The 15,508-nt window shown below is 42.9% G+C and carries 4 protein-coding genes; all 4 read left to right on the top strand.

The features are described from left to right. Positions 1–101 precede the first annotated feature (101 nt). The 4 genes from greA (at position 102) to PZB74_RS02680 (ending at position 15,466) form a co-directional block, all read left to right on the top strand. A complete protein-coding gene (gene greA, locus PZB74_RS02695) occupies positions 102–575 on the top strand; it encodes a transcription elongation factor GreA (RefSeq protein ID WP_302240558.1) in 474 nt (157 codons plus the stop codon). 7 nt (positions 576–582) lie between these two features. Beyond that, positions 583–978: an HIT family protein gene (locus PZB74_RS02690; protein ID WP_302240556.1), complete on the top strand. Its 396-nt coding sequence runs from the start codon at positions 583–585 to the stop codon at positions 976–978. 471 nt (positions 979–1,449) lie between these two features. Continuing rightward, positions 1,450–1,878 (top strand): hypothetical protein, encoded by a 429-nt coding sequence (locus PZB74_RS02685; protein WP_302240554.1) that lies wholly within the window; start codon positions 1,450–1,452, stop codon positions 1,876–1,878. 1 nt (position 1,879) lies between these two features. Continuing rightward, the gene (locus PZB74_RS02680; RefSeq protein WP_302240552.1) at positions 1,880–15,466 is read left to right on the top strand and encodes a fibronectin type III domain-containing protein; all 13,587 of its coding nucleotides are present in this window, start codon (positions 1,880–1,882) and stop codon (positions 15,464–15,466) included. Positions 15,467–15,508: the final 42 nt, after the last annotated feature.

Here is a 15,508-nt window from a genome sequence, read left to right as displayed (position 1 = left end):
ACAAAGAAATATTTTATTTAATAACAATACCATTAGAAACGGCTGCTTTTGTATGCCGTTCTTTTGTTTTTTTAGTGGTACATGATTAAACATCAATAAGTATGGCACAAATATCTTATTACACACAAGAAGGATTACAGAAGCTGAAAGATGAGCTTAATGAACTGAAAACCAAAGGAAGAACAGATATCGCAAAACAGATTGCAGAAGCTCGTGACAAAGGTGACCTTAGTGAAAATGCCGAGTATGATGCGGCTAAGGATGCCCAAGGTTTGCTGGAAATGAAGATTGCCAAACTAGAAGAGGTGGTAGGAAACGCAAGAGTACTGGATGAGTCTAAATTGGATACTTCTAAAGTATCTATTCTTTCCAAAGTTAAAATCAAAAACCAGCAAAATGGTGCTGAAATGACCTATACCCTCGTTTCTGAAGAGGAGGCAGATCTTAAGACCGGAAAAATTTCGGTGAAATCACCTATTGGCAAAGGGCTGCTGGGCAAGAAAGTGGGAGACACCGCCGAAATAAAAGCGCCAGCTGGCACCATGAAGTTTAAAATTGTAGATATCTCTTTATAAATAGCTTATGCCTAGTATTTTCACAAAAATTATCAAGCGTGAAATTCCTGCGCATATCGTAGCAGAAAACGAGGATGCCATAGCCTTTCTGGATATCAGGCCTCTTACCAAAGGACATACATTAGTAGTGCCCAAAAAGGAGGTAGATTATCTTTTTGACCTGGATGAGGATACATACATTAAGCTTCATTTATTTGCTAAAGAGGTAGCATCAAAGATAGATAAGGTAATTCCGTGTGAACGAGTAAGTACAGCTGTTATAGGACTGGAAGTGCCTCATGTACATATCCATCTTATTCCTATCAATGACATGAGTGATACTAACTTTAGCAACCCTAAACTTCAGCTGTCTGATGAAGAAATGCAGCAGATAGCCCAAAAAATAAGTACAGCTGCTGTATAGCTGATATTACAATCTATTATAAGAGTCAGCATTGGATAGTACAAGACTATCTGGTGCTGGCTTTTTTTATGTCCGGATCAAATCATGCCGGATATTCCTTAAAACTGATATGCAGAAGTTAAATTCTGCATTGCTTGCCCACTATACTACATCCCCTTTTTAGTCCACTCATAGCTCGATCCTATTTTCTCTCCCAATTGCTCTAAATTTAATAAAGATGCAGAGCCTACATTGAATAATAGGCAATATCCAAAAAACTAAGTACAATTAACTATTAGAAAAGTGCTATTTATTAAAAATTATGAAAAAGCAGTTTCAAGGCCAATGATCTCAGTGGAGTACAAAAAAGACTGAAAAAATTGCCTTGTACCTTTTTCAGGTTTTTGATGCAGAGATAGTAATAGCAGTTAATATTATTTAGTAAAACCATAGTGCGACTAGCAAAAAAAGATTCATATAAACCACGCTGTTATGAGCAAGTTTTACACTCTATTTATCAGTCTTGGCATGTTACTCATGACCATGCCTAGTGATAGTTGGGCTCAATGTCCTTCACTCTTAGAGTATGAAGTTGAATATGATCAATTTCAAGAGGGAAAAAATGGAATTTTAACATTTGTTATGGGTAATAACAATGCATCCCCACTCAATTTAGATGATTTTGAATTTAACTTATGGGACAAAAATAGGGGAGTCTATTTGTATACACCTAGCAAGCTAGATGCAGGATTTCATGTAGATAAAAACATTAAAGTAACAGTTGAACCATCTGGAAAGGTAAAGTTTCTAAATGTCCCACCAGGTAGCAGTTACTGCTTAGTTATAAGCAGCCAAGGCTGTCAAAAGGTTTTTGGTCCTGAAGAAGGTATAGTTGTAGAACCAAACAAGAGGGGTAAGTAATATGAAAAACATAACTCAATTGTATCTTTTTAAAAGCATACTGCTCTCTGTATTATTGTTAACTACTTTAATTTCATCTGCCCAAGATTGTCCTGATAAAGATGAGAGTTCAGCAACAATTGCTGTTACTAATGAAACATGTTTTGGTAGTAATGATGGAACTTTACAAATTGACTTCGTAAATGCTAGTGGCGTCTATAATCCTGGCTTAGGAGATTTTACTCCAGAAACTGGAGATTATGAGTATAATCTATTTTATGTTGGAAATGGTTGGGTTTACACTGAATCAAACTTTAGCGCTGTAGTACCAGAAGGTATAAATGTTAGTTTTACTCCTCCTAATCGTATTACTTTTAATAACCTACCTCCTACTTCAGGAGGAAGAGGTTATATAGTATATATTGTAGGTGGAAATTGTAATTCTCCTGCTCAGGATTATGGAGTAGGGGCATTTGGACATGAAGTTGTCCCTGCTGCTGATATTGTTATAGATGGAGCTTCAATAGTAACTACTGGAAATGAAAAATGTGCATCACCTTACAGCGGATCAATAGACGCAAGCGGGGCAGTAAGCGGTGGTGCTGGAGGGTACGAGTATTCAATAGATGGTGGTGTTAGTTATCAAGCAAGTCCAATTTTTAACGACTTAATACATGACATATACACACTGACAGTTCGTGACTCTAATAGTTGTAAGAAAGAAGAATCTGGAATTGTCATTGATGACAATCGTGTATCACCAACAACTAGCATCTCTCCTTCACCAGCCTCTACTTGTGTATCTGAAGATCTTATACTTGATGGAAATCCTGGAGATGGAGCAGGAGGTTTTTTACACAATTGGACCGGAGATACTGGATTTCTATCTTCAACAAATGTAAGAAACCCCACATTTAATTCCGGTACAGCTGGAATTTATAACTTAACTTATACAGTAACAGATGCAAATGGGTGTACGGCATCAAGTAGTATCTCAGTTACTGTAAACGAAGTAGAAGACTCAAGCTTTGACTACGCTCAGTCCAGCTACTGTCAGGATGAAGTAAATCCAGTAGCTCAGAATGTGGTGACCTCGGGGGGCGTGTTTAGTTCAACAACAGGCTTGGTGTTTGTGGATAGTAGTACTGGCGAGATAGACTTAACTAACAGTACTCCAGGCGTATATACGATTACTCATACAACAACAGGAGGCTGTCCGTCAAGCTCTACATTTGAGGTGACGATAGTTGAAGTAGAAGACTCAAGCTTTGACTATGCTCAGCCAAGCTACTGTCAGGATGAAGTAAATCCAGTAGCTCAGAATGTGGTGACCTCGGGGGGTGTGTTTAGTTCAACAACAGGCTTGGTGTTTGTGGATAGTAGTACTGGCGAGATAGACTTAACTAACAGTACTCCAGGCGTATATACGATTACTCATACAACAACAGGAGGCTGTCCGTCAAGCTCTACATTTGAGGTGACGATAGTTGAAGTAGAAGATTCAAGCTTTGACTATGCTCAGCCAAGCTACTGTCAGGATGAAGTAAATCCTGTAGCTCAGAATGTGGTGACCTCGGGGGGCGTGTTTAGTTCAACAGCAGGCTTGGTGTTTGTGGATAGTAGTACTGGCGAGATAGACTTAACTAACAGTACTCCAGGCGTATATACGATTACTCATACAACAACAGGAGGCTGTCCATCAAGCTCTACATTTGAGGTGACGATAGTTGAAGTAGAAGACTCAAGCTTTGACTACGCTCAGTCCAGCTACTGTCAGGATGAAGTAAATCCTGTAGCTCAGAATGTGGTGACCTCGGGGGGCGTGTTTAGTTCAACAGCAGGCTTGGTGTTTGTGGATAGTAGTACTGGCGAGATAGACTTAACTAACAGTACTCCAGGCGTATATACGATTACTCATACAACAACAGGAGGCTGTCCGTCAAGCTCTACATTTGAGGTGACGATAGTTGAAGTAGAAGATTCAAGCTTTGACTACGCTCAGTCCAGCTACTGTCAGGATGAAGTAAATCCTGTAGCTCAGAATGTGGTGACCTCGGGGGGCGTGTTTAGTTCAACAGCAGGCTTGGTGTTTGTGGATAGTAGTACTGGCGAGATAGACTTATCTGCCAGTACAGCTGGCGTATATACGATTACTCATACAACAACAGGAGGCTGTCCATCAAGCTCTACATTTGAGGTGACGATAGTTGAAGTAGAAGATTCAAGCTTTGACTATGCTCAGTCCAGCTACTGTCAGGATGAAGTAAATCCTGTAGCTCAGAATGTGGTGACCTCGGGGGGCGTGTTTAGTTCAACAGCAGGCTTGGTATTTGTGGATAGTAGTACTGGCGAGATAGACTTAACTAACAGTACTCCAGGCGTATATACGATTACTCATACAACAACAGGAGGCTGTCCATCAAGCTCTACATTTGAGGTGACGATAGTTGAAGTAGAAGATTCAAGCTTTGACTACGCTCAGTCCAGCTACTGTCAGGATGAAGTAAATCCTGTAGCTCAGAATGTGGTGACCTCGGGGGGCGTGTTTAGTTCAACAGCAGGCTTGGTGTTTGTGGATAGTAGTACTGGCGAGATAGACTTAACTAACAGTACTCCAGGCGTATATACGATTACTCATACAACAACAGGAGGCTGTCCATCAAGCTCTACGTTTGAGGTTACGATAGTGGAAATGGACGATGCAAGCTTCAGTTATTCAGGCAGTCCCTACTGTCAATACTCTTCTAACGTAAGCCCAACGATTAGTGGAGATGCAGGAGAGTTTAGTTCAACAGCAGGCTTAGAGTTTGTGGATAGTGGTAGCAATAGTGGAAGTAGCAGCGGCGAGATAGACTTAACTAATAGTGCACCTGGCGTATATACGATTACTTATACGACAACAGGAGCCTGTGCGTCGGTGGCGACTCAGACTATTACTATTGATGGAGCTAATGACCCTTCGTTTAGTTATGCGACGTCTACCTTATGTCAGGATGGAGGCCCAGAGCTTCCAGACTTTATAGCAAGCCCTGGGGGTACATTTTCAGCTCCTTCAGGCTTAAGCATTGACGGCGGTAGTGGAGAGATAGATCCTTCAACAAGTTCGGAAGGTACTTACTTAGTAAGTTATGGATTTGGAGGTAGCTGTCCTACCAGTAGCACTTTTGAGGTGACGATCACTAATGCACCTGATGCAAGCTTTACATATGCTGAATCGAGCTACTGTCAGGATGCTACAGATCCATCGCCTTCATTTGGTGCTGGTGCTAGTGCAGGGGTGTTTAGCTCAACAGCAGGTTTAGTGTTTGTAGATAGTAGTACTGGCGAGATAGACTTATCTGCCAGTACAGCTGGCGTATATACAGTAACCAATACCATAGGAGCATCAGGTAGTTGTTCAGCTTCAGTGGCCACCTATGAGGTGACGATAGTTGAAGTAGAAGATTCAAGCTTTGACTATGCTCAGTCCAGCTACTGTCAGGATGAAGTAAATCCTGTAGCTCAGAATGTGGTGACCTCGGGGGGCGTGTTTAGTTCAACAGCAGGCTTGGTGTTTGTGGATAGTAGTACTGGCGAGATAGACTTAACTAACAGTACTCCAGGCGTATATACGATTACTCATACAACAACAGGAGGCTGTCCGTCAAGCTCTACATTTGAGGTGACGATAGTTGAAGTAGAAGATTCAAGCTTTGACTACGCTCAGTCCAGCTACTGTCAGGATGAAGTAAATCCTGTAGCTCAGAATGTGGTGACCTCGGGGGGCGTGTTTAGTTCAACAGCAGGCTTGGTGTTTGTGGATAGTAGTACTGGCGAGATAGACTTAACTAACAGTACTCCAGGCGTATATACGATTACTCATACAACAACAGGAGGCTGTCCATCAAGCTCTACGTTTGAGGTTACGATAGTGGAAATGGACGATGCAAGCTTCAGTTATTCAGGCAGTCCCTACTGTCAATACTCTTCTAACGTAAGCCCAACGATTAGTGGAGATGCAGGAGAGTTTAGTTCAACAGCAGGCTTAGAGTTTGTGGATAGTGGTAGCAATAGTGGAAGTAGCAGCGGCGAGATAGACTTAACTAATAGTGCACCTGGCGTATATACGATTACTTATACGACAACAGGAGCCTGTGCGTCGGTGGCGACTCAGACTATTACTATTGATGGAGCTAATGACCCTTCGTTTAGTTATGCGACGTCTACCTTATGTCAGGATGGAGGCCCAGAGCTTCCAGACTTTATAGCAAGCCCTGGGGGTACATTTTCAGCTCCTTCAGGCTTAAGCATTGACGGCGGTAGTGGAGAGATAGATCCTTCAACAAGTTCGGAAGGTACTTACTTAGTAAGTTATGGATTTGGAGGTAGCTGTCCTACCAGTAGCACTTTTGAGGTGACGATCACTAATGCACCTGATGCAAGCTTTACATATGCTGAATCGAGCTACTGTCAGGATGCTACAGATCCATCGCCTTCATTTGGTGCTGGTGCTAGTGCAGGGGTGTTTAGCTCAACAGCAGGTTTAGTGTTTGTAGATAGTAGTACTGGCGAGATAGACTTATCTGCCAGTACAGCTGGCGTATATACAGTAACCAATACCATAGGAGCATCAGGTAGTTGTTCAGCTTCAGTGGCCACCTATGAGGTGACGATAGTTGAAGTAGAAGATTCAAGCTTTGACTATGCTCAGTCCAGCTACTGTCAGGATGAAGTAAATCCTGTAGCTCAGAATGTGGTGACCTCGGGGGGCGTGTTTAGTTCAACAGCAGGCTTGGTGTTTGTGGATAGTAGTACTGGCGAGATAGACTTAACTAACAGTACTCCAGGCGTATATACGATTACTCATACAACAACAGGAGGCTGTCCGTCAAGCTCTACATTTGAGGTGACGATAGTTGAAGTAGAAGATTCAAGCTTTGACTACGCTCAGTCCAGCTACTGTCAGGATGAAGTAAATCCTGTAGCTCAGAATGTGGTGACCTCGGGGGGCGTGTTTAGTTCAACAGCAGGCTTGGTGTTTGTGGATAGTAGTACTGGCGAGATAGACTTATCTGCCAGTACAGCTGGCGTATATACGATTACTCATACAACAACAGGAGGCTGTCCATCAAGCTCTACATTTGAGGTGACGATAGTTGAAGTAGAAGATTCAAGCTTTGACTATGCTCAGTCCAGCTACTGTCAGGATGAAGTAAATCCTGTAGCTCAGAATGTGGTGACCTCGGGGGGCGTGTTTAGTTCAACAGCAGGCTTGGTATTTGTGGATAGTAGTACTGGCGAGATAGACTTAACTAACAGTACTCCAGGCGTATATACGATTACTCATACAACAACAGGAGGCTGTCCATCAAGCTCTACATTTGAGGTGACGATAGTTGAAGTAGAAGATTCAAGCTTTGACTACGCTCAGTCCAGCTACTGTCAGGATGAAGTAAATCCTGTAGCTCAGAATGTGGTGACCTCGGGGGGCGTGTTTAGTTCAACAGCAGGCTTGGTGTTTGTGGATAGTAGTACTGGCGAGATAGACTTAACTAACAGTACTCCAGGCGTATATACGATTACTCATACGACAACAGGAGGCTGTCCATCAAGCTCTACGTTTGAGGTTACGATAGTGGAAATGGACGATGCAAGCTTCAGTTATTCAGGCAGTCCCTACTGTCAATACTCTTCTAACGTAAGCCCAACGATTAGTGGAGATGCAGGAGAGTTTAGTTCAACAGCAGGCTTAGAGTTTGTGGATAGTGGTAGCAATAGTGGAAGTAGCAGCGGCGAGATAGACTTAACTAATAGTGCACCTGGCGTATATACGATTACTTATACGACAACAGGAGCCTGTGCGTCGGTGGCGACTCAGACTATTACTATTGATGGAGCTAATGACCCTTCGTTTAGTTATGCGACGTCTACCTTATGTCAGGATGGAGGCCCAGAGCTTCCAGACTTTATAGCAAGCCCTGGGGGTACATTTTCAGCTCCTTCAGGCTTAAGCATTGACGGCGGTAGTGGAGAGATAGATCCTTCAACAAGTTCGGAAGGTACTTACTTAGTAAGTTATGGATTTGGAGGTAGCTGTCCTACCAGTAGCACTTTTGAGGTGACGATCACTAATGCACCTGATGCAAGCTTTACATATGCTGAATCGAGCTACTGTCAGGATGCTACAGATCCATCGCCTTCATTTGGTGCTGGTGCTAGTGCAGGGGTGTTTAGCTCAACAGCAGGTTTAGTGTTTGTAGATAGTAGTACTGGCGAGATAGACTTATCTGCCAGTACAGCTGGCGTATATACAGTAACCAATACCATAGGAGCATCAGGTAGTTGTTCAGCTTCAGTGGCCACCTATGAGGTGACGATAGTTGAAGTAGAAGATTCAAGCTTTGACTATGCTCAGTCCAGCTACTGTCAGGATGAAGTAAATCCTGTAGCTCAGAATGTGGTGACCTCGGGGGGCGTGTTTAGTTCAACAGCAGGCTTGGTGTTTGTAGATAGTGGTAGTAATAGTGGAAGTAACAGCGGCGAGATAGACTTATCTGGGAGTACAGCTGGCGTATATACGATTACTCATACAACAACAGGAGGCTGTCCGTCAAGCTCTACATTTGAGGTGACGTTAGTTGAAGTGGAAGACTCAAGCTTTGACTATGCTCAGTCCAGCTACTGTCAGGATGAAGTAAATCCTGTAGCTCAGAATGTGGTGACCTCGGGGGGCGTGTTTAGTTCAACAGCAGGCTTGGTGTTTGTGGATAGTAGTACTGGCGAGATAGACTTATCTGGGAGTACAGCTGGCGTATATACGATTACTCATACGACAACAGGAGGCTGTCCATCAAGCTCTACGTTTGAGGTTACGATAGTGGAAATGGACGATGCAAGCTTCAGTTATTCAGGCAGTCCCTACTGTCAATACTCTTCTAACGTAAGCCCAACGATTAGTGGAGATGCAGGAGAGTTTAGTTCAACAGCAGGCTTAGAGTTTGTGGATAGTGGTAGCAATAGTGGAAGTAGCAGCGGCGAGATAGACTTAACTAATAGTGCACCTGGCGTATATACGATTACTTATACGACAACAGGAGCCTGTGCGTCGGTGGCGACTCAGACTATTACTATTGATGGAGCTAATGACCCTTCGTTTAGTTATGCGACGTCTACCTTATGTCAGGATGGAGGCCCAGAGCTTCCAGACTTTATAGCAAGCCCTGGGGGTACATTTTCAGCTCCTTCAGGCTTAAGCATTGACGGCGGTAGTGGAGAGATAGATCCTTCAACAAGTTCGGAAGGTACTTACTTAGTAAGTTATGGATTTGGAGGTAGCTGTCCTACCAGTAGCACTTTTGAGGTGACGATCACTAATGCACCTGATGCAAGCTTTACATATGCTGAATCGAGCTACTGTCAGGATGCTACAGATCCATCGCCTTCATTTGGTGCTGGTGCTAGTGCAGGGGTGTTTAGCTCAACAGCAGGTTTAGTGTTTGTAGATAGTAGTACTGGCGAGATAGACTTATCTGCCAGTACAGCTGGCGTATATACAGTAACCAATACCATAGGAGCATCAGGTAGTTGTTCAGCTTCAGTGGCCACCTATGAGGTGACGATAGTTGAAGTAGAAGATTCAAGCTTTGACTATGCTCAGTCCAGCTACTGTCAGGATGAAGTAAATCCTGTAGCTCAGAATGTGGTGACCTCGGGGGGCGTGTTTAGTTCAACGGCAGGCTTGGTGTTTGTGGATAGTAGTACTGGCGAGATAGACTTAACTAACAGTACTCCAGGCGTATATACGATTACTCATACGACAACAGGAGGCTGTCCATCAAGCTCTACGTTTGAGGTGACGATAGTGGAAACACCAGATGCTGGTTTTAGCTATACATCAGGCACCTATTGTCAGGCTGCAGGGAGGCAATCGCCAATCGTAAACCAGGCAGGAGGAAATTTTGGCTCAATAGGAGCTCTTCCTATAGGCTTTTTAGATCCAGCTACTGGCGAAATTGACCCTTCAGTAGGTAATGATGGTGATACCTATACTATTACTTATGAAATCATAGGAGCCTCATGTACAGACATTCAGTCTTTTAATGTTACCATTACTAACACGCCGGATGCTACTTTTGACTATGATGGAGTTATAGATGGAGAAGCAAGCTTTTGCCAAAGCGATGCTGACCCAAGCCCTACAGGAAACCCTGGTAAATTTTCAGCTGCACCAAGCGGCTTAGTTTATGATGAAAATACAGGGGTGATAGACCTTTCAGAGAGTGCTCCTGGTACATATACTATGACAAATACAATTACTGAGTCTGGTGGATGTCCAGCTGTTTCTTATGATGTTTTAGTTAATGTTAGAGGTACGCAAGATGCGAGTTTTAGCTTCCCTAATTCTGTATATTGTAAAAATGAAACAGAAAACCCTCTGGCATCAATAAGTGGGGCTTCAGGAACATTTGACCCAGTAGCAGGTATAGTGTGGGAAGATGACCGCCGAGGTGAGATAAATCTGGAAGCAAGTACACCTGGAACTTATACCATTACTTATAGAACGTCTGGCACCTGTCCATCCAGCTCCACTTTTGAGCTAGAGATCAGAGATGTAGAAGATGCCAGCTTTAATTATGGAGGTATTACTGAGTTTTGCCAGGGGGATGCTGACCCTGCTGTCTCTATAGCCGTACCTGGAGGGACATTCAGCGCAGCTCCTGCATTAGCCATAAATGCTTCTACCGGAGAAATTGACCTTAGCGCTAGTAACCCAGACAATTATGAAATCATATATGTTAGTCCGGGAACTTCTCCTAATTTGTGTGCAGATACAAGCAGACTAAGTATTACTATAAATGAGGAGATAACTGCGGATGCGGGTACAGATGCTGCTTCTTGTGAGCTGACCTATCAGCTTGTTGCTGCCGAACCTACGTCAGGTACTGGAGTATGGACCCTAGAAAATACTCCTAGTGGTACAGAAATCGTAAGTTTTAGTGCACCTACAAATGATACAACCCTCGTTACGGTAAGTGATTTTGGTATGTACGAATTCAGATGGGAAGTAACGAATGGCTCTTGCGTAAGCAGCGATGTTGTTGAAATAGAGTTTTATGAGCCTCTAAGCGAAATTTCATTTCTTGGCCGTGCTGACGCTACTTGTGATCCGCTAGCACCTGGAGGAAGGTGGGTGATTAGTACAGCACCACTCCCTAATCCTATGACTGGAGGAAGCGGTGATTATAGCTTTGCATGGGTTAACAGCAACGGAGATGCTTTTGATAACGACCCTTCGCTAAACAACATATCTAATCCATCAGATAATGGAACTAACCCTGGTGTACCGGGTGGTGTTTATATTGCTACTGTAATAGATAATATAACGGGATGTGAAAGAAGCCAGGCTATACATGTAGAAAATGCTGACATCAGTGCAAATGTTTTTATAACAGGCACCAATAGTAGCTGTAATGCAAACGAAACAGGTAATGGCCAGATTGATGTATCGTTTGCTGGTACGGGGCCATATCGGGTAGCATATCATTTTGAAGATGGAAGTCTTGTTCAACCGGAGCAAACCTTCCCGATAGGTAGCTTAGCAACCAGCATTACAGGCTTATCAGGAGGAACTTATTATGTTGATATACAAGATAATGGTACAGGTTGTTCTCACGGTGAAAGCGTTAGTCTCACTGAGCCTGCACCACTAAGCATCGAGAATGTAATTGCAAATGCTGCTACATGTAATGGAGGTAATGACGGAAGTATATCGCTTGATGTAGTAGGTGGTACTGGTCCATATACTTATAATTGGACAGGTCCGACTACTATACCTAGTACGACTGAAGACCCTACCAATATACTTGTGGCTGGTGATTACGTACTAGAATTGGTAGACAATACAGGTTGTACATTTGTTTCTGATACTATTACTATAGGTGAGCCTGCTCCAGAAAATGCTCCAATGGTTAATGGAGCTATCAATATTGGCTGCAACAGCTTTGACATTAGCTGGAGTAATGAGGGGGTAGCAAACTATAATGTTCAGGTAGCTACTGATACTTTATTTAATGCGGCAAGTCTGATTGCTGATTACAATCCATACGCTATTACAGACGGTAGTACTAGTCTTACAGTAAATACAAACCTTAGTGCTTCTACCAAATATTTCTATAGAGTAAGTGCCGATAAAAGCTGTGGTTTCACTGTATATTCTGCACCTGATAGCGTAATTACTGAGTCCGTACCTGCGCCCCAGGCGATAGAAGTGAACGGCTTGTGTGACAAATTTACAGCAGAATGGTCTGCTGTTAGTGGAGCTACAGAATATTTTCTGGATGTGACTACTGACCCTACCTTTGCCGTGATTGATACTAGGAGTAATGTTAGTATTACTGCTGCTACTACTTATGAAGTAGATAACCTAACTGAGGTAGAGCCTTACTACTATCGTGTGAGAGCAAGAACCACCTGCGGTATTTCTGATGATGCAGACTCAAATGTAGTAGAAGTAAATCTGAGTGGTCTGCCTGAGCAGCCTGTGATACAAGCTATTACTAATCCTGATTGTGATGGATTTGAAGTAGAATGGGCTACAGTGAGCACTGCTTCTTCCTATAGGGTTGAAGCTTCAGTAAACAATACTTTTAGCTCTATAGATACGTTCAACGACGTGCCAGGAACGAAAAGTAGCGCATCTCTAAGTGATCTAAATCCTGGAAGTAGTTATTTTGTAAGAGTAATTGCAAAGAATGCCTGTGGTGAAAATATTTCAGATATTATTGAAGCAAGCACAGCAGACTTGCCTGCTAGCGTGGGAGCCATTAGTCTGACAGAAGATGGAGCAGCTTGTAATAGTTTAGAAGTAACCTGGGATGAGCCTGATGAAGCTAAGAGGTATGAAATAACGATAGATGACAACTCAGACTTCTCAAGTCCTATAGAAGTACAAACAGTAACCAGCAATACATACTTGTTTTCAACTGGTCTTCTGGAAGGTAGAGAGTATCATATTAGAGTTGTTCCTACTAATGATTGTGGAATTGCTGCTGCAACTGTCGCCAGCTTTACTACTTTGGAAAAACCGGCACAGCCATCAGGGCTAGACGCTTCAGTAAATTGTACAAGTGCCATATTAAACTGGGATGCTATTGGTAATGCTGACGCTTACTTTGTAGAAGTATTTGATGAAAATGCCTTATTAGTGGACTCAGCTACAGTTACATCTGAAAATACGGAAGTAACAGGTCTGGATATAAATTCTGAGTATACCTTCCAGGTAACTGCAAGAAACGCTTGTGGAGATAGCGATGTATCGGTAGCTACAGCTTTTACTACTGCTGATGTACCTTTGGCCCCTACAAATGTAGAAGCCAGCAATGCCTCATGCGATGGTTTTACAGTAAGCTGGGATGAAGATGTTGATGCAATAGGCTACATTGTTGAGGCGGCAACTGATGCAAGCTTTAGTACTATTGTTGAAACTCTCACTGTTACAACTAATACAGCTACATTTATTACTTTAGATACTGAAACTTCATATGAGTACAGGGTGACTACAGAGAATGCTTGTGGTATAGGTGCCTCAACCCAGGGAGATGCACCATTTACCACACTCCCTGAAGATGACTGCGGCTGTGGTTTTGAAAAGGCAGAGTTTGTAATTTCATCTGAAAATACAAATTGCCCTGCTAGTGCAGATGGAGCACTCATGGTTTATATCAACCCTACAGCTACTACAACTCCAGAGCGCTTTGAGTACCGATATGTGGCTACTCATGATTCTATTGATTGGAGCGCTGGAGGGAGCTTCCCAGGTCTGGTATTCTTGGCTGACTCCTTAGCAGCAGGAGATTATACGATCTTCGTTAGAGATAAAAATGCGCAGGGAGGTTGTGAAGAAATCAAATCTTATGTCAGAACAATATCTGTACAAAACACTGCTTCTGTTACTACTAGCCCTGAAACATGTGCAGGTAGTGATGGACGCATCACGGTAAATGTTCCTGCTTCATGTAATAATGGAGGCTTATTAGAAATCGTAGGTAATAATGTAGAGTCAGGTGCGCCTATCTTCTTTACTGGTGGCGTTGCAGAAGAGCTAGTTGCAGGTAGCTACGAAATCATAATTCGCGATGACGAAGGAAATGGACTGGATACATTGTACACATCAGTAATTACTACTTGCTCCAATAATGGAGGAGGAGGTTCAGATCTGATTTGTGAGCTTGGAGATAAAACGGTAGATGTAGCAGTGACTGCTTCCAACTGTGAGACCGGCGAAGGAGCAGTAAGCTTTAGTGTAATTGGAGGTGAAGACCAGACCTACCGCTTCCGCGTAGTAGCTGCTTCTGGTGCAGTAAATGAAACTCAGACTGCCGTAGGTTCTGCTACTTTTAACGAGCTTCCTGCTGGAGAGTATGAGTATATTGTTACTGATGAAGCGGGTTCGCCTAGATGTCAGTCTTCATTCAGCGTAGTAGAAAATATCGTGGTGATCAATACAATAAGCTATACTCTTCCTACTTGCGATGCCGCTGAACAAACAGCCACATTGGAGGTACAGTTAAGTGCCGCTACTAATGCGCCGGCGCCTTATGATGTGTTTGCCATTATAGGTAGCGATACAGTGAGTACTGCAGTTATTGAAGCAGGTACTACCAGTACAGAAGTAGAGGGAGTACCCACGGGCAGTGATGTCAATGTAGTCGTTGCATCACGCGCTGAACAATCTTGCCCCTCAGGCAGAATAGTGAACATACCAGAAACAGGTATAGTAGCTATTAGCTTTGATCATAACAGTGAAGATATCAGCTGTTTTGGTGAAGGCGGTTCTGTTACTGTGAACAATATAGTAGTGGCTGAAGATACTGAGTTTACGATCAATATCATGAGTGTAGACCAGGCACAGCCATATGCTACACGTATTTTCTCAGCAATACCTAGCAGCTATACTTTTGCTAATCTGGCAAAAGGAGATTATCAAATCCAGATTGTACAACAGCAAACCAACTGCGGCATCATCAGTACCGAAAGCTCACCTACATTTACTATAGATGGAGGGGATGAAGAGCTTTCTGCTACAGTTGCTGAAACTGTATTTGTCAACGTAAATGAACCGTACGGAACAATTAAGGTGGACAGTATACAGGGAGGAGGTCAGCCTTATGAGGTTCGTATTGCGGCCGATCCTAACGGAGCTACTACTGATTGGGTAGAGGTAGTTAACGACAATCCAGTAATTCAACCTTATAGCTATGAATACCATGATATGGAGCGAGGCACTTACTTTGTTGAGGTGAGAGATCGTTTCGGATGCTCGTTGTTATACGAAGTTGAGGTACGTTACACGGCTGAGCTTTACATACCGAATATTATTACTCCTAACGGTGATGGAGATAACGACACCTTCAAAATCATCAACTTAACTCCTGAAGATAGTGAACAAGGAGCTAAAATGTTGATTACAAACCGTTGGGGTAAAATCGTATATGAGTCCGACAATTACAGCAATGATAAGGGATGGGATGGCGAAGGAAATGCTGACGGTATGTACTTCTATCAGCTGATAATGCCAGATGGAAATAAATTTACCGGATGGATAGAAGTATGGCGAGGCCGTACCCCATAACTGTTTTTGAAAAGTAAAAAAAAGGCTGCCTTTAGTTAAAAG

The sequence above is a fragment of the Porifericola rhodea genome (assembly GCF_030506305.1).
GTDB lineage: Bacteria > Bacteroidota > Bacteroidia > Cytophagales > Cyclobacteriaceae > Catalinimonas > Catalinimonas rhodea.
Note: the sequence above shows the minus strand (reverse complement) of the source record. Positions and strands in the feature narration are given on the sequence as shown.